This window comes from Chryseobacterium sp. C39-AII1, assembly GCF_039672645.1.
GTDB lineage: Bacteria > Bacteroidota > Bacteroidia > Flavobacteriales > Weeksellaceae > Chryseobacterium.
In genome coordinates, this window is sequence record NZ_JBDFPQ010000003.1 from 325,046 (window position 1) to 341,754 (window position 16,709).

The window sequence follows — 16,709 nt, forward strand, 5'->3', positions numbered from 1 at the left end:
ATATCTATTCTAGCTTTACGAGCTTTCAGAACAGGTTTTTCTTCTGATTGTAGGCGGAAAAATAGCTCCGCCGCTTCGCCGAAACTACAAAAATAGCGAGTGCGAAGAGCAGGAAAAAGCTCCTAAACCAACTTAACCATCACATTTCATTACACTTACACTGTTAAATTTTTAATAAAAAAAAATACAAACATAAGAATTGAGTTTAAACTTTTCTTACATTTGTATTTCCACAGCATAAGGAAATTTTTGGTTAATTCTCTTTCTGCCTCTAAAGATGAAAATTAGTCTTATTCTAGACAGGACAATCGACTCTTTTGAAAGATTACACTGCCCAATTCTTTCCTTTTTTTTATGCTTTTTTCACAAATTCTGATTTCAAAGCCATTGCCCCGAAACCATCAATTTTGCAGTCAATATTATGATCGCTGTCGGGTCTTAAACGAATATTTTTCACTTTTGTCCCTGCTTTTACAGGTTTTGGAGCACCTTTTACCGGTAAATCTTTTACAACAACTACAGAATCTCCATCCTTCAGTTCATTTCCATTTGAATCTAAAATCACACCTGAATTAGATGTATCAGCAGATACTTCTTCGGGATTCCATTCGTAAAAACATTGCGAACAAACCATCATATTATCGCTTGGATAGGTAAATTCAGAACTACATTTCGGACAAAGTACAGTATCACTCATATTTTTTAATTTTTGCAAAGGTAAGATTTTAAATGTTGGAATGGAAGCCTGATAATGGAAGACGGAAGTTATATCCTATTAACCTTAAACACAGAACTAAAAACTTTGAACCTCAAATTATCAACTTAAATTTGTATTTTTGCAGATTCAAAATAGCAGAACCCAATTTTATGGAATTGATACACAGAAACCTGGCAATCGGAATTCACGATGCTTTACAGGAAACATTTTTCGAAAAAAATAAATATGCCGATAAAGTAATCGAAAGACTTTTGAAAGCACACAAAAAATGGGGAAGCCAAGACAGAGCGGTAGTTTCTGAGATTTTCTACAACATCATCCGTTGGAAAAAACGTCTTGAATATTACATGGGTGAAGGGGTAAAACCAAACAACATCTATAAATTAATCATCGCTTATCTTCTTTGGAGCAAAACAAATTATAAAAAATTCGAGGAATTTGACGGAATAAAAATCGCTGATATTCTTACTAAGCTTAAAAAAGGAACTGTTCCTACAAAAGCTATCGAACATTCAATTCCAGAATGGTTGGCTGAAACTTTGGAAAAAGAATTAGGTGACAAATGGGAGAAAGAAATGTTTGCTTTGAACGAGCAGGCTCCAACAGTCTTAAGAGCAAATTCTCTAAGAACAACTCCAAAAGAGCTGATTTCTGATCTTGCCGATGAAAATATTGTTTCATATCCTATCAAAAATTATCCGGATGCGGTTCAGTTAGAAGAGAAAAAGAATGTTTTTCTTACAACAGCGTTTAAAGAAGGATTATTTGAAGTTCAGGATGCCTCTTCTCAAAAAATTGGTTATTTCCTTGATGTAAAAGAAGGACAAAGAGTGGTTGATGCTTGCGCTGGCGCAGGTGGAAAGACACTTCACTTAGCTGCTTTGATGCAAAATAAAGGGCAAATTATTGCTTTAGATATTTTTGAATGGAAATTAGCTGAATTAAAACGTCGTGCAAAAAGAGCTGGTGCTCATAATATTGAAACACGAATGATTTCTGACAATAAAGTCATCAAAAGACTTCATGAAAAAGCTGACAGACTATTGATTGATGCGCCATGTTCAGGTCTTGGAGTTTTGAAAAGAAATCCGGACAGTAAGTGGAAAATCGATCAGGCTTTTATTGACAGAATTAAAATTGAGCAACAACAAATTCTGCAGGATTATTCTAAAATGGTGAAAAAAGGCGGACAAATGGTGTATGCCACATGTTCTATTTTACCTTCCGAAAATAATTTGCAGGTTGATGAATTCATCAAAAATAATCCGAATTTTAGAATGATTAAAGATGAGAAAGTAATGCCAAGTACAGGTTACGATGGTTTTTATATGGCTTTGATCGAAAGAGTTTCTTAATTCAGAAAAAACATATTGATATAAAACTACTCTATTTTTTGGAGTAGTTTTTTTTATTTTAAGCCTAAGATTTTAATTCTAAAAATCTGGAAAATTAATTTTGATAAAATATTTTCAATTCATAAAGGCAACTTCCACACAAATATTTATACTGATTATTAAAAAAGTACCATTGAAATTCGCAAAGCCCAAATTCTCTGAATTAAAATTTATCTTTGTGAAAAACCAATATCATTATGAACAAAAGAGTTTTACTCACTTTTTTTATTTTATTTTCTTGTCTGTCATTTGCTCAGACCTATGAAATTCAGTACATCAGTTCTTACAATGGAAAAGTTTTGACCGATCAATCTCCAACTCTTGTTTGGGTGAATGAAAAGGAAAATTTTATTTTAAATAACAAAATCAGAGAACAAAAATCAGATTATCCATTTGAAATAACGAAAGTGGAAAAACCTTCTAACACCATCGTTTCTTATGCTTTTCTAAAATCGAATGAAATAATTTCCAATGCAGACACAGAAGCTGTAGGAAAACAAACATTTGAGCTTACCAATGAAACGAAAAAAATTCTTGGTTATAATTGTAAGAAAGCGGTTACAAAAATCAATTCTAACACTATTGAAGTTTGGTACACCAATGATTTAAAAATAAATGGAGGACCTTCTGTTACAGGACAAAATTTAGGTTTAGTTTTGGAAATCGAAAGAAATAAAAATTCTGTAATTACAGCAAATTCCATCAAAAAAGTTAAGAAAACAGACATCGATAATATTGTAAAAGGTTCGATAAATTCAACCGACGCGTTAACTTATAAAGATCTTTTATGGAAAAGCAGATTCACCATCTTGAAAGTTTTTGATAATGAAACCATCAATTTTTCTGAAGATTCTAAATCTGATCAAAACATAAAAAGATTTGCCAATGGAACAATTATACTAAAAAAAATAAAGTTTCCGAAAATCTCTGAAGGCGAACTTATTTTTGCGGAATTAAAGCAACAATCTAATGGTGACGCGTACGACAGAACCGGAACAGTTTTCTTTATTCCACAGGATAAATCTCAATCTTTCTTCGATGGATTGGAAAAAGGTGCAAAAACGCTTCCTGTTTTTGATAACGGAAACGGAAAACAATATTATGGAATTACAGCTACCGAAAACTACAATCCGGCTGTAGAAATGATGAGATTTTTTACACCATTCGGAATTAATAAATTTAACCATATTCAATTAAAAGATAAAAATTGGCAAACGATAAATCCGTACAGAGAAGATATTACCGAACTGAAACCGTCTTTATCTGAAAAAGAATTATGGATCGGAACATTTATAGGAAATTATGATAAAGGAGGTCACAAAGTAAGCTTGGAAATTACCATTCACAAAAGTGACCAAACCGTTAATAAAAATAATACCGTAATTCCATTGTTCAATTCTTTGAATATTATGGAAATGGCGGGGCAGGATTATTCTACCATGTTTAATAATGATAAAGGTTTATTTGTAGAATTTACGTTGAAAAAAGATTTGAAAAACGCTCAGTTGAGATACACAACTACTGGTCACGGCGGCTGGGAAAATGGTGATGAATTTGTTCCGAAAGCCAATTCTATTTTCTTAGATGGCAAGTCTACCTTTTCTTTCGTGCCTTGGAGAACAGATTGTGGTTCTTATCGATTATTTAATCCAGCTTCAGGAAATTTCTCAGACGGACTTTCATCATCAGATTTAAGCAGATCAAACTGGTGCCCGGGAACGGTTACAAATCCTAACTTTATTCCTTTGGGAGATCTGAAAGCCGGAAAACATACGATTCAAGTAAAGATTCCACAAGGGCCAACAGAGGGAACGAGCTTTAGTGCTTGGAATGTTTCCGGAGTATTATTGGGATCTGAATAAAAAACAAAACCTTCTCACAAATTGAATTGTAAGAAGGTAAAAACACAAATGATGAAAAAAAATTATTTCGAGCCACAAAGTAAAGACAAAAATTCATATAATTAATTATCATATATTAAGAAATATCTCATTTTTATTTCGTATGTGAACAGTGTTTTCGATTGCACAAAGAAAAAAATCAACTTATGGCGTGAATTTAATTCGATTTAATTAAAAATATTCTTTAAAATAAATTTTTAAGTTAAAAATTTTCACATTTAACGATTTTTTGTTGCTATTTTTAAACCACATCAATACATTTGCTTTTAAATAATAATAAAATGTGCGGAATTGTATGTTTGTTTGATGCCAAACAAAAAACTGAAATACTAAGACCTCAGGTATTGGAAATGTCGAAGAAAATTCGTCACAGAGGTCCGGACTGGAGCGGAGTTTTCCAGGATGAAAAGGTAATTTTTTCTCATGAAAGATTAGCAATTGTAGACCCAACTTCGGGAAAACAGCCTTTATTTACAAAAGATCAAAAAGTAGTTTTAGCCGTAAATGGTGAAATTTATAATCACAGAGAATTAAAAGCCGAATTTCCTGATTATGAATTTCAGACAGAATCTGATTGTGAAGTTATCCTTGCGCTTTACAGAAAATATGGTAAAAATTTCATTGAAAAACTAAACGGGATTTTTGCATTCTCTTTATATGATACTGAAAATAATGTATATCTGATTGCCCGCGATCATATGGGAATTTGCCCGCTCTATCACGGTTGGGACAAAAACGGAAACTATTATGTGGCTTCAGAGTTGAAAGCTTTAGAAGGAGTTTGTAAAACGATTGAAACTTTTTTACCAGGGCATTTTGTTTACAGTGAAGACGGAAACGATCTGCAACAATGGTACACAAGAGATTGGGAAAACTTTGACCACGTAAAAGATAATGAAACCGATATCGCTAAAATCAGAAAAGGGCTTGAAGATGCCGTTCACAGACAGTTGATGAGCGATGTTCCTTACGGAGTTTTACTTTCCGGCGGGTTAGATTCTTCTGTGATTTCTGCGATTACCGCAAAATTTGCAAGACAAAGAATTGAAAGCGGCGATACTCAGGAAGCTTGGTATCCTAGATTGCACAGTTTTGCAGTAGGTTTGGTAGGTTCTCCGGATTTGGCAGCGGCTCAGAAAGCGGCAGAGCATATCGGTTCTGTTCATCATGAAGTTAACTTTACCGTTCAGGAAGGTTTGGATGCGATTCGTGATGTGATTTATCATTTGGAAACTTACGATGTTACGACCATTCGTGCTTCTACCCCGATGTACCTTTTAGCAAGAGTCATTAAATCTATGGGTATCAAAATGGTACTTTCCGGAGAAGGTTCTGATGAATTATTTGGCGGTTATTTATATTTCCATAAAGCACCGAATGCGAAAGAATTCCATGATGAAACAGTGAGAAAACTTGGAAAACTTCACCTTTACGATTGTTTAAGAGCCAACAAAGCGTTGATGAGCTGGGGAATTGAAGGACGTGTCCCTTTCTTAGATAAAGAATTCATGGATATTGCGATGACGATTAACCCTAAAGATAAAATGATTAACGTTGCAGAAGGTAAAATTGAGAAGTGGGTTTTAAGAAAGGCATTTGAAGATCTTTTACCAGAATCTATTGCCTGGAGACAAAAAGAACAGTTCTCAGATGGCGTAGGATATTCTTGGATCGATACTTTGAAAGAACTTGCTGAAAAAGAAGTGACCGACGAAATGATGGCAAATGCGAAATTCAGATTTCCGTTGAATACGCCTCAAAACAAAGAAGAGTATCGTTACAGAACTATTTTTGAAGAGCATTTCCCAAGTGAAACGGCGGCGGCAACGGTACCTTCTGTGCCTTCGGTAGCTTGTTCTACACCTATCGCTTTAGAATGGGATGAAGCCTTCAAAAAAATGAACGACCCAAGCGGAAGAGCTGTGAAAGTACACGAAACGTCGTATGAAAAACAGTGATATGTGTTTTAGTGTTTTACAGATAACTTTTTATGTTGAAAGATATTATGTCTGAAAAAATCTAAAAATATCAGTTTAAAAAACTAAATCCTAAGCACTAAAATCTAATCCCTTAAAAATAAATTTATCAATCCTGTAGCAATACAGGATTTTCTTTTGAATTAACAACAATAATATTGATATAATTTAACCAAGAATCAAAATTATTATCTAATAAATAATTATATTTGGAAAACGAAAATATCAATTATAAAGAAATGAGAAGAAACATTACTATCTTATTTGCCTTATTATCTATGACTTTTGCTTTTGGACAGGGAAAATATGGCAAGTATCTCAACTCAAAAAAGCTGGCAATGGCTTATAAAACAGTGAAGGATGCTGATAAAGATGATTACTACCAACAATATTACTGGTTGGCAAAAGCTGAGCAACTGAAAACCTTCCCTCACCTTAAAGATGTAAAACCGGTAGTTTTATATGAATTTGTAAAAAAGGTGAATCCTCAGAATCCTACTAAAAAATTGGATGATAGAGGAAAAGAATTGAGAGCTACAGCAGAATTATCATTGAATCAATATTTCAAAAATAAAAACTTCGAGAACAATTCTGTTTTGATGTATAATCTTGAAACTTATGTAGATCCGTCTAAAGGTCAATATTATACAAAGGTTGATCCTGAAAAGATTAAAGAATTGGTACCAAAAGAATTATTCGCATTCAATTCTAACAACAGAAATACAGGAGAAGACAAAACGTATTACCTGTGGATTGAAAAGAAAAAAGATGATTTTCACATTGTAGACATCATCCCAAGTGAGAAAGAAGATAAAGATTTTTATGTAAGATTAAAGCAATATCTTCCGAGCTATAAATTCTCAAAATACGTTCCTTCGGTTAAAAAAGGAACGAAAACTGATAAAACCGACGTAGATTATTATTACATTATGCCTTTTGAGCAGAATACGGATAATATAGAATACAAAACCAAAGATTTTAAAACTTTCACGTTAAGCCAATACAGAAAAGCGGGTGATGAATGGAAAGGAGTAGAAAAACCTAGAAGATAAAACAGAAAAGTCTTGTGAAATTTCACAGGACTTTTTAATTTTATATAGATTTCTTCATCTAAAGGAATGGACTGTTTTTTGACAGTCTTCTTTAAACCCAAAATAAAGCCTGGAACTTCAGAATTTCCAGCCGATAAAAAATGTCAGAACTCAACGCTACACAAACAAACATTAAAAAAGTACTACCACTGATCCTTGCAACTGCGATTTTTATGCAGATGCTAGACTCAACCATTCTTAATACTTCATTACCTTCCATCGCGAAAGACCTGAATGAATCGCCACTGAATATGCAGAACGCCATTATCAGTTATGTTTTAACATTGGCTGTTTTTATGCCTGCGAGTGGGTTTTTAGCAGATCGTTTCGGAACAAAAAAAATCTTTATCATTTCTTTAATTTTATTCAGTCTAGGCTCATTATTCTGTGCGACGTCTCAAAATCTCACACATCTTGTAATTTCACGTGTACTTCAAGGAGTTGGAGGAAGTTTAATGACACCTGTCGGAAAATTAGCCTTAATTAAAACTTTCGATAAAAATGAATTGTTAAAAGCCATGAATTTTGCTGTTGTTCCAGCCTTAATTGGTCCCATATTAGGTCCGCTGGTTGGTGGCTATATGGTAGATTATCTTTCGTGGCACTGGATCTTTCTGATCAATATTCCGATTGGATTATTAGGAATTGTTTTAGCTATAAAATTTATGCCGAATTACAAATCCAAAGATGTTGATTTTGATTTAAAAGGTTTCCTTATTTTCGCAGCTGCCTCTCTCTTGCTTTCCATTTCTTTGGAACTTTTCGGAGATCTTCAAAATACAACTCCTGTTTTATTCGTATTTATTTTAGGATTTCTTTTTCTTTATTATTATTACAAACATGCAAAAAGAGACAGTAGCCCTATTTTCCCATTAAACTTATTTCAGGTAAGAACATTCAGAGTAGGAATAATTGGAAATTTGGCAACAAGACTGGGCATAAGCTCCGTCCCTTTACTATTGCCTTTAATGATTCAGATCGCATACAAGCAGTCAGCGGTAACTTCAGGATGGATTATCGCGCCGATGGCCATTACCGCAATTTTCGGAAAGTCTTATGTTATTAAAATTTTAGACAAGTTTGGTTATCGACAGACTTTAATGGTCAATACTTTCATCATCGGAACCTTAATTTGCCTGTTAGCCATTCCCGATATTCACACTTCTTTATATTGGTTTATCCCGATTATTGCGATCTTAGGATTTTTCAACTCAATTCAGTTTACCTCAATGAATACTATTTCTATTGCAGATTTAAGAAACTTCCAGACCAGCAGCGGAAATTCATTGTTATCAGTCAATCAACAGTTGGCGATTGGTTTTGGTATTGCTTTCGGATTAATTGTTTTAAAAATATTCGAAAACACTCCGGAACTTATCAATCATGAAATTCACAATGCTTTTCGATGGACGTTTTTAAGCATCGGTATTCTTACGATTGTTTCAGGGTTAGTTTTCAGAAGACTACACATTTCGGATGGAAAAAATATGCAATCGAAAGAAGAGTAATTTAAAAGTGTGAATGGCATTCATTTATAAAATAAATAGTTTGTCATGCTGAAAGCATCTCGGCATAGTATTAGAAAATAGAATGGAAAGATTCGGGCATAGATGCTTTCAGCATGACAAATTTTATGCAAAATAACATCCGAAAATAGATTCTTCACTCTGCTTCCACTCAGTTCTGAATGACATAAGCAAAACCTGCACTAACAACCCGCAACAATCAACCAGAAACTAGATACAATCAAACAACAATCAGCCACCACGTAATTACCACAGATCAATGCATCTGATTTTCAGCTGTCGTACCTTTGTTTTATTAATATCAACAATATTATGGCAACTAAAAAAGTAGAAAAAATAGTATCTCCCAGACCTGCTCATTTTGTGGGTGATGGTTTTAGGGTTCATAATTTTATTCCAGGGGTACAGGGAATGGACATGAAAAGAATGGATCCATTTCTTGTTCTGGATTACAATTCAAAATTTCATTTCAACGGAACAGATCAGCCGCGAGGTGTCGGAGTGCATCCTCACAGAGGCTTTGAAACCGTAACCATAGCTTATAAAGGTAAAGTTCAGCATCATGACAGCGCTGGCGGCGGCGGAATCATCGGTGAAGGCGATGTACAATGGATGACCGCTGCAAAAGGCGTTCTTCACAAAGAATATCACGAAAAAGAATGGGCACAGAAAGGCGGATTTTTCCAGATGGTTCAGCTTTGGGTCAATCTTCCGTCGGTGTATAAAATGAGCTGCCCAAAATATCAGTCCATCAAAAATTCTGAGATGACGAAAGTTGATCTTGGCGAAAACGGTTTTATCGAAATTATTGCCGGAACATATAAAGATCAAAAAGGTCCCGCTTTCACTTTCAGTCCTGTGAATATGATGAATGCCAAACTGAAAAAAGGCGGAAAGGCAGAATTCAGTTTTCCGGAAAATTTCAATACGGGAGCCTTGGTTATCGAAGGAAATATTATCGTGAACGGGGAACAAAAAACAGCAACCGATCATTTTGTTTTATTCCGAAATGAAGGCGAAACATTTACCATTGAAGCTTCAGAAGATGCCATTGTTTTAATTATCAGCGGCATGCCATTGAACGAGCCAATTTATCCTCACGGTCCTTTTGTAATGAATACCCGAGAAGAAATCATGCAGGCATTTGAGGATTATAATTTGGGACGTTTTGGTTATTTGGCAGATTAATTTCATTCAAACTTATATTTTGAGTTCTTCTTTTTCTTAATTTTATGTGATTGTGTTTTAATATATCAAAATTCAACACGCCCTTTGTCATTCCGTAGGAATCTAAACTTATTTATTCGAGTTTAAATTTTAAATATAATAGCTGAGATTCCTACGGAATGACAAACTAAACGGAAATTTAAAACAATCCAAAAAAATCATGAAATCAGAATTTGAAAATATAGCATTAATCAACACAGGAAAGCGATTCGAAATAGAATTCAACGGTCATTCTGCTTTTATTGATTATCGCGAAATGGGAAGCCAGATTGCCTTAAACCATACCGAAGCAGATCTGTTGATCTCGGGAACTGGCGCCGCAGAAGCTGTTGTCGAAAAAACATTACAATATATTGAAGACCATCATAAAAAAGCACTCCCTTTCTGCCCTTACGTTGCCGCATTCATTAAAAAAAATCCTGAATGGAAACGTATTGTCGATGAGCGCTTTCACGGTTACGATCAACTTTAATTTTCCTTAAAGTACCGTAAACAGAACAAAAATTAATTACATTAGCTTATATAAAATTTAAAAACCACCTTAATATCATGTCAAATATCGGACTTATTATAGAAGAAAAATCAGCAGATATAGGAAACTTTTTAGTCGGCAGACTATTGCCTTTCCGTGAAAAAAGAGCGGTTGGACCATTCGTTTTTATCGATCATATGGGACCTTCAGAGCTTAAAGATTATCAAAATCTTGATGTTCCGCCGCATCCGCACATCGGTCTTTCAACATTAACTTATCTTCTGGAAGGATCAATTTTCCACAGAGATAGCATCGGAAGTGCTTTGGAGATCAAACCAGGAGCCGTAAACTGGATGACTGCCGGAAAAGGTGTCGTTCACTCAGAAAGAACACCGGAATATTTGAGACATTCAGATAAAAGACTTCACGGTTTTCAAATTTGGGTGGGGCTTCCGAAGCATTTGGAACAGTCTGAGCCTACTTTTCATCATATTGAAGCAGACGAAATTCCGGTTTGGGAAGAAGACGGAATTCAATATAAATTAATTGCAGGAGAAGCGTTCGGCAAAAAATCTCCGGTTCCGGTTCACAGCAAATTATTTTTTATTGAAATTAAAACTACAGACGCAAAAAAAATCAGCATCGGAAAAGATCTTTATGGGGAAGCGGCAATGTATGTTTTGGACGGAACCGTTACAACAGACGGAAATTCTTATGGTTCAAAACAATTGATGATTGCCAAAGACACCAAACTCTGCGAATTTGATATGAGTGAAAATGGAACGGTGTATCTTTTTGGCGGTGAACCTTTTGAAGAAGAACGTTTTATTTTCTGGAATTTCGTAAATTCAGACAAAGAATTAATTGAAGAAGCAAAAGTAAACTGGAACGACCAGAATCACGACGCTTTTCCTTTAGTTCCGGGAGACGAGGAAGAATATGTTCCGCTTCCGAAAGCGATTTTAAACAGAAAACCATAAAGAATTTTAAATATAAACGATGAAAATATTAGCATTTGCAGGAAGTACATCTTCCACATCGATCAATAGAGAACTGGTAAAATTTGTTTTGAAAGATTTTCAGAATGAAGATATTCATTTAATCGATTTAAATGATTTTGATATGCCCGTTTTCTCCGTTGACCGCGAGAAAAAAGGTTTCCCCGAAGAAGCGCATAACTTTTTAAAAGCCATTGAAGAATCTGACGTCATTATCTGTTCGCTTGCCGAACACAACCGATCGTACAGTTCGGCTTTTAAAAACGTTTTTGATTGGGCTTCGAGAATCAACGTCAAAGTTTTTCAGGATAAACCCATGTTTCTGATGTCGACTTCTCCAGGAGGTTATGGCGGCGGAAATGTGATGAATACGGCAAAAACATTTTTTCCGCAATTTGCAGCTGATATTAAAGATACTTTTTCATTGCCGAAGTTTTATGAAAATTTTGATCTAGAAAGTGGCGTTATCAACCCTGAAATGCTGAAAGAGCTCAAAGGCAAAATTGAAAATTTTAAAAATCAGATTAAAAACTAAAAATTTAATTGATTTTTATATTTAAATTAGAACCCAATAGAAAAAACAATGGCGGTAACGGTAAAAGCAAGTTTAGGAAAAGAAAAATATTATACACAGGTTGTCGCTGGTGAAAATACTTTGATCACCGACGAACCTGTAGATAAAGGCGGACAGAATAAAGGTTTTAACCCTTTTGAAATCCTGGCAACTTCTTTGGCAAGCTGTACGGCAGCAACCCTGAGAATGTATATTGACAGGAAAGAATGGGACGTTGAAAACATTAACGTAGAAGTAGAACTGGAAAACTTCCCATTAACTAAAAGAGCGATCTTTAAAAGAGATATCAGCTTTGAAGGCACAAATCTTGATGAAGAACAATTAAAAAGGCTTCACACGATTGCAGACGCGTGCCCGATTCATAAAATATTAACAAACGAAATAGAAATTTTAACCAAATTCTCATAATATGATTGAAGTAAAACAAAACAACGACGAAAAACACGGAAATTTTGAGGCATTCATAGATGGAAACCGCGCAGGTTTAATGACTTACACCTGGGCTGGTGAAGAGAGATTTATCATCGACCATACTGAAGTGGAAGAAGCATACAACGGCCAAGGTGTTGGCAAAGAAATGCTTGTAGCTGCGGTAGATTTTGCAAGAAAAAACGGAAAAACCATTATTCCGCTTTGCCCTTTTGCAAAAGCTACTTTCCAGAAACATGAAGAGCTTCAGGATGTTTTAGTGAATCAGACTCATGCTTAGTTTTTTAGACTAAGATTGAAATTGATTATTTTAAATTTAATCTAAATCTTATGGATGCTTCGACAGGCTCAGCATGACATTCCTGATACTAACTGTCTAATTTTAACAGCAAATTTTAACATGCCATGCTGAGCTTGCCGAAGCATTTTAAACAAAATAAAAACCTTTTGGATTTATATTCCGGAAGGTTTTTTCTTTTTCAGCAGACTATAAAAAAACTATATTTGTAAAATTTTAATCGAATAAAATATGTCTCCATTTATATTACTGGCCATCATTATCGTGTATTTTGCATTGCTGCTTTGGGTAGCCTACCGCACCGGAAAAGGAAGTGATAATGAGAGTTTCTTCATCGGAAACCGTAAAAGTAATTGGATGCTTGTGGCGTTTGGAATGATCGGAACTTCACTTTCAGGAGTTACTTTTGTGAGCGTTCCGGGAGCTGTTGGAAATGACAAATTTGCCTATTTACAGATTACCGTGGGATATTTGATAGGTTATGTGATCATCGCCTACGTTCTTCTCCCTTTATATTATCGATTAAAATTAACCTCTATTTACGGCTATCTTCAGCAAAGAATGGGACAGCTTTCCTACAAATCGGGAGCATGGATCTTCATTGTTTCGAGATTGGTAGGCGCCACCGCTAGATTATATCTTGTGGTGAATATTTTACAGGTTGCTATTCTTGATAGTTTAGGTGTTCCTTTTATTGTTACAACATTGATTATTCTCGCAATGATCATTCTTTATACTTATGAAGGCGGGGTGAAAACCATTGTCTGGACCGATACTTTACAGACTTCATGTATGCTTTTAGGATTAATCATTTGTACTGTTTACATGCTGAATCATTTAGGATTAAGCTTAGGTGAAAGTTTTACCGCGATGAACGAAAAAGGCTATACAAAAATCTTCGATTTTGATCCTAACCAGAAAAGCTTTTTCATTAAACAAATCTTAGCCGGAGCATTTATCACCATCACCATGACCGGAATTGATCAAGAAATGATGCAGAAAAGTTTATCAGTAACCAAACTGAAAGATTCTCAGAAAAACATGGTGACTTTAGGCTTTATTTTATTAGGTGTAATTTCATTATTCCTTTATATGGGCGGGCTTTTACATCTGTATGGCGCTCAGGAAAATGTAGCAAGTGCGGGAGATCAGTTATTCCCTGATATTGCATTGAACCATATGCCTCCATTTATTTCCATCATCTTTATTATTGCTTTAATTTCAGCTTTATTTCCAAGTGCGGACGGCGCAATGACAGCTTTAACCTCATCTTTATGCATCGATATTTTCGGAATGAAGGAGAAAAAAGAATGGGACGATAAAAAGAAAGAAAGATTCAGAAAAAATGTTCACCTGATTGTGGCACTATCTTTCTTAATTATGGTGATTATCTTTAAAGTCATCAATGATAATTCGATGATTGGTTTAATTCTTAAATTGGCGGGCTTTACTTACGGACCGCTTTTAGGACTTTTTGCCTTTGGAATTTTTACTAAATTTAAAGTGAAAGACAATCTGGTTCCATTCATTTGTATCGCTGCGCCAGTGATCTCTTATTTTATCGATAAATATCAGGAAACTTTATTTGGAGAATTTAAAATTGGTTTGGAATTATTGATTATTAATGGATTGCTTACTTTTATTGGCCTTTGGTTGATTAGAAAGAAATAATTTATTTTTAAACGCAAAGATTATATTTCTTCCTGCATTATTTTTTAGAAGGTAAAGGCAAATAATTTGCTTCGCGAAGCTTGAAACAACGCTTCATCAAATCAACTTGTTGATTATTTTTTACTCCTTTATTTTAAAAATAAGCAAATTAAAAACTTTGCGTCAAAAAGTATTTAAACAAATTTGAACAGATTGTAGGTTTTGGCTAAAGCCAAGTTTGAGGTCTGCTTTTTAAACGGACTAAAGTCTGTTCCTATTGAATTTTGAATTACTGATTTTTAATTATTAATTCAAATCTTTAATTTAAATTTTAGTTATCATTACAAATACGGAAAGTATTATCTATAAATTCATTTTACAGTTAAGATTCTTCCTTCGTCAGAATGACAAAAAACACTCTTAATTAGGATTAAAAAACAAAATACATATCATAAAAACAATCAAAAATACTGAAATCCGGAGTCAAAATCTGGATTTTTACATTTCCGTAAGCCACTAAAAAATTGTAGATTTGTGTATATATAAATCCTATACAATGAGTAAAAGTATCGAAGAGTTAAAATCTCTTACTACGCAAATCAGAAGAGACATTTTGAGAATGGTTCACGCTGTAAATTCAGGACACCCGGGAGGAAGTTTAGGTTGTACAGAATTCTTCACAGCCCTTTATGGTAAAGTGATGAACTACAATCTTCCTTTCACAATGGAAGGTAAGAATGAAGATCATTTCTATCTTTCGAACGGACACATATCTCCCGTATTCTATTCTACTTTAGCAAGATTCGGCTTTTTCCCTGTTGAGGAATTAAGTACTTTCAGAAAATTAGATTCAAGATTACAGGGTCACCCTACCACTCACGAAGGTCTTCCTGGTGTAAGAGTAGCTTCAGGTTCTTTAGGACAAGGAATGTCTGTGGCTCTAGGTGCTGCTCAAGGTAAAAAACTAGACGGAGATAACTCAATCGTTTATTCTTTACATGGAGATGGTGAATTGCAGGAAGGACAAAACTGGGAAGCGATCATGTATGCTGCCGGTAAAAAAGTAGATAACATCATTTCAACAATCGATTATAATGGACAGCAAATCGACGGAAGTACTGAAAATGTACTTTCTCTAGGAAATCTTCATGCAAAATTTGAAGCTTTCGGATGGACTGTTCTAGAAGAGAAAAACGGAAACGATCTTGAAGCTGTAATTGCTATTCTTGAAAAAGCAAAAACTGAAACAGGAAAAGGAAAACCAGTGGTTATTCTTCTTCACACCGAAATGGGTTACGGTGTAGATTACATGATGGGATCTCACGCTTGGCACGGAAAAGCTCCGAATGACGAGCAACTGGATACCGCATTCAAACAATTATACTTAGAAGCTCCTGCGGATTATTAATTATAAACAATAAATAATTGGTAATAAGTAATCTTTTAATCTTTAATTAATAATTAAAATAATGAAATATACATATACAGAAAAAAAGGATACACGTTCAGGATTCGGAGCAGGATTAGCTGAATTGGCAGATAAAAATCCTAATGTTGTAGCACTTTGCGCAGACCTTATCGGTTCTTTAAAAATGGAGAAGTTCATTGAAAAAGCTCCGGAAAGATTCTTCCAGACAGGAATTGCAGAAGCAAATATGATTGGTTTGGCAGCAGGTCTTAGCATCACAGGAAAAATTCCTTTCACGGGAACTTTCGCTAACTTTTCTACTTCAAGAGTGTACGACCAGATTCGTCAGTCGGTAGCGTATTCTAATAAAAATGTAAAAATATGTGCTTCTCACGCAGGTCTTACTTTGGGTGAAGATGGGGCAACTCACCAGGTTTTGGAGGATATCGGAATGATGAAAATGCTTCCTGGAATGACAGTAATCAATACTTGTGACTATAACCAGACAAAAGCGGCAACTTTAGCTATTGCTGATCATGAAGGTCCGGTATATTTAAGATTCGGAAGACCGGTAGTTCCTGTTTTCATTCCGGAAGATATGCCTTTCGAGATCGGAAAAGGAATTCTTTTGCAAGAAGGAACTGATGTAACAATTGTAGCAACTGGTCACCTTGTTTGGGAATCTCTTGTGGCTGCAGATGAGCTTGAAAAAGAAGGTATTTCTTGTGAAGTGATCAATATCCACACCATTAAACCTTTGGACGAAGAAATCATCTTAAAATCAGTTGAAAAAACAGGTAAGATTGTTTCTGCAGAAGAGCACAACTACATTGGTGGTTTAGGAGAGTCTATCGCGGGAATGTTGGCAAGAAAAAGACCGACAAGACAGGAATTCGTTGCTGTAAACGACACTTTCGGAGAATCTGCTACTCCTGCTGAATTGATGAAGAAATATAAAATTGATTCTGAAGCGGTAAAAGAAGCTGTGAAAAGAATTTTAAACAAATAATTTCTTTTGAAATATATAAATCAAAAGCATCCGTTTCT

The 16,709-nt window shown here is 34.7% G+C and carries 15 protein-coding genes; 14 read left to right on the forward strand and 1 reads right to left on the reverse strand.

The annotated features are described in order from the left end of the window. Positions 1-352: 352 nt before the first annotated feature. Entirely contained in the window at positions 353-697 is a 345-nt protein-coding gene (locus ABEG63_RS07155; protein ID WP_346583950.1) for a zinc ribbon domain-containing protein YjdM, read from the reverse strand. A gap of 170 nt (positions 698-867) precedes the next feature. Between ABEG63_RS07155 and ABEG63_RS07160 the strand changes: the two genes are divergently transcribed. The 14 genes from ABEG63_RS07160 to ABEG63_RS07225 all read left to right on the forward strand — a co-directional run bounded on the left by ABEG63_RS07160 (position 868) and on the right by ABEG63_RS07225 (position 16,671). Continuing rightward, positions 868-2,073 carry an RsmB/NOP family class I SAM-dependent RNA methyltransferase gene (locus tag ABEG63_RS07160; RefSeq protein ID WP_267404895.1) on the forward strand — a complete coding sequence of 402 codons (1,206 nt, stop codon included), beginning with the start codon at positions 868-870 and terminating at the stop codon, positions 2,071-2,073. Positions 2,074-2,309: 236 nt separating this feature from the next. Further along, positions 2,310-3,974: a GLPGLI family protein gene (locus tag ABEG63_RS07165; protein WP_346583951.1), complete on the forward strand. Its 1,665-nt coding sequence runs from the start codon at positions 2,310-2,312 to the stop codon at positions 3,972-3,974. 320 nt (positions 3,975-4,294) lie between these two features. Then, entirely contained in the window at positions 4,295-5,971 is a 1,677-nt protein-coding gene (gene asnB / locus ABEG63_RS07170; protein ID WP_346583952.1) for an asparagine synthase B, read from the forward strand. A 227-nt stretch (positions 5,972-6,198) separates the two neighbouring features. After that, positions 6,199-7,041, forward strand: a complete 843-nt coding sequence (locus ABEG63_RS07175) for a hypothetical protein (protein WP_267404892.1) — start codon at positions 6,199-6,201, stop codon at positions 7,039-7,041. Between the two features lie 140 nt (positions 7,042-7,181). Continuing rightward, entirely contained in the window at positions 7,182-8,588 is a 1,407-nt protein-coding gene (locus ABEG63_RS07180) for a DHA2 family efflux MFS transporter permease subunit (RefSeq protein ID WP_346583953.1), read from the forward strand. Positions 8,589-8,918: 330 nt separating this feature from the next. Next, complete coding sequence (locus ABEG63_RS07185) at positions 8,919-9,794, forward strand: pirin family protein (protein ID WP_312398337.1); 876 nt, start codon at positions 8,919-8,921, stop codon at positions 9,792-9,794. A 199-nt stretch (positions 9,795-9,993) separates the two neighbouring features. Next, entirely contained in the window at positions 9,994-10,305 is a 312-nt protein-coding gene (locus tag ABEG63_RS07190) for a GNAT family N-acetyltransferase (RefSeq protein ID WP_346583954.1), read from the forward strand. 77 nt (positions 10,306-10,382) lie between these two features. Continuing rightward, positions 10,383-11,285, forward strand: coding sequence for a pirin family protein (locus ABEG63_RS07195; protein ID WP_346583955.1), 903 nt, complete (start codon positions 10,383-10,385; stop codon positions 11,283-11,285). Positions 11,286-11,304: 19 nt separating this feature from the next. Then, a complete protein-coding gene (locus ABEG63_RS07200; RefSeq protein WP_346583956.1) occupies positions 11,305-11,838 on the forward strand; it encodes an NADPH-dependent FMN reductase in 534 nt (177 codons plus the stop codon). A 48-nt stretch (positions 11,839-11,886) separates the two neighbouring features. Further along, a complete protein-coding gene (locus tag ABEG63_RS07205; RefSeq protein WP_326982478.1) occupies positions 11,887-12,285 on the forward strand; it encodes an OsmC family protein in 399 nt (132 codons plus the stop codon). Position 12,286: 1 nt separating this feature from the next. Next, positions 12,287-12,586, forward strand: a complete 300-nt coding sequence (locus ABEG63_RS07210; RefSeq protein ID WP_267404885.1) for a GNAT family N-acetyltransferase — start codon at positions 12,287-12,289, stop codon at positions 12,584-12,586. Between the two features lie 249 nt (positions 12,587-12,835). Then, positions 12,836-14,275, forward strand: coding sequence for a sodium:solute symporter (locus ABEG63_RS07215; RefSeq protein ID WP_346583957.1), 1,440 nt, complete (start codon positions 12,836-12,838; stop codon positions 14,273-14,275). A 535-nt stretch (positions 14,276-14,810) separates the two neighbouring features. Beyond that, positions 14,811-15,662, forward strand: coding sequence for a transketolase (locus ABEG63_RS07220; protein WP_312398343.1), 852 nt, complete (start codon positions 14,811-14,813; stop codon positions 15,660-15,662). A 61-nt stretch (positions 15,663-15,723) separates the two neighbouring features. Continuing rightward, the gene (locus ABEG63_RS07225; RefSeq protein WP_346583958.1) at positions 15,724-16,671 is read left to right on the forward strand and encodes a transketolase family protein; all 948 of its coding nucleotides are present in this window, start codon (positions 15,724-15,726) and stop codon (positions 16,669-16,671) included. Positions 16,672-16,709 lie beyond the last annotated feature (38 nt).

Bases quoted from the DNA above. Each gene is read 5' to 3' on its own strand.
- ABEG63_RS07155 (WP_346583950.1), bottom strand. From the start codon at position 697: ATGAGTGATACTGTACTTTGTCCGAAATGTAGTTCTGAATTTACCTAT.
- ABEG63_RS07160 (WP_267404895.1), top strand. From the start codon at position 868: ATGGAATTGATACACAGAAACCTGGCAATCGGAATTCACGATGCTTTA.
- ABEG63_RS07165 (WP_346583951.1), top strand. From the start codon at position 2,310: ATGAACAAAAGAGTTTTACTCACTTTTTTTATTTTATTTTCTTGTCTG.
- asnB (WP_346583952.1), top strand. From the start codon at position 4,295: ATGTGCGGAATTGTATGTTTGTTTGATGCCAAACAAAAAACTGAAATA.
- ABEG63_RS07180 (WP_346583953.1), top strand. From the start codon at position 7,182: ATGTCAGAACTCAACGCTACACAAACAAACATTAAAAAAGTACTACCA.
- ABEG63_RS07185 (WP_312398337.1), top strand. From the start codon at position 8,919: ATGGCAACTAAAAAAGTAGAAAAAATAGTATCTCCCAGACCTGCTCAT.
- ABEG63_RS07190 (WP_346583954.1), top strand. From the start codon at position 9,994: ATGAAATCAGAATTTGAAAATATAGCATTAATCAACACAGGAAAGCGA.
- ABEG63_RS07195 (WP_346583955.1), top strand. From the start codon at position 10,383: ATGTCAAATATCGGACTTATTATAGAAGAAAAATCAGCAGATATAGGA.
- ABEG63_RS07200 (WP_346583956.1), top strand. From the start codon at position 11,305: ATGAAAATATTAGCATTTGCAGGAAGTACATCTTCCACATCGATCAAT.
- ABEG63_RS07205 (WP_326982478.1), top strand. From the start codon at position 11,887: ATGGCGGTAACGGTAAAAGCAAGTTTAGGAAAAGAAAAATATTATACA.
- ABEG63_RS07210 (WP_267404885.1), top strand. From the start codon at position 12,287: ATGATTGAAGTAAAACAAAACAACGACGAAAAACACGGAAATTTTGAG.
- ABEG63_RS07215 (WP_346583957.1), top strand. From the start codon at position 12,836: ATGTCTCCATTTATATTACTGGCCATCATTATCGTGTATTTTGCATTG.
- ABEG63_RS07220 (WP_312398343.1), top strand. From the start codon at position 14,811: ATGAGTAAAAGTATCGAAGAGTTAAAATCTCTTACTACGCAAATCAGA.
- ABEG63_RS07225 (WP_346583958.1), top strand. From the start codon at position 15,724: ATGAAATATACATATACAGAAAAAAAGGATACACGTTCAGGATTCGGA.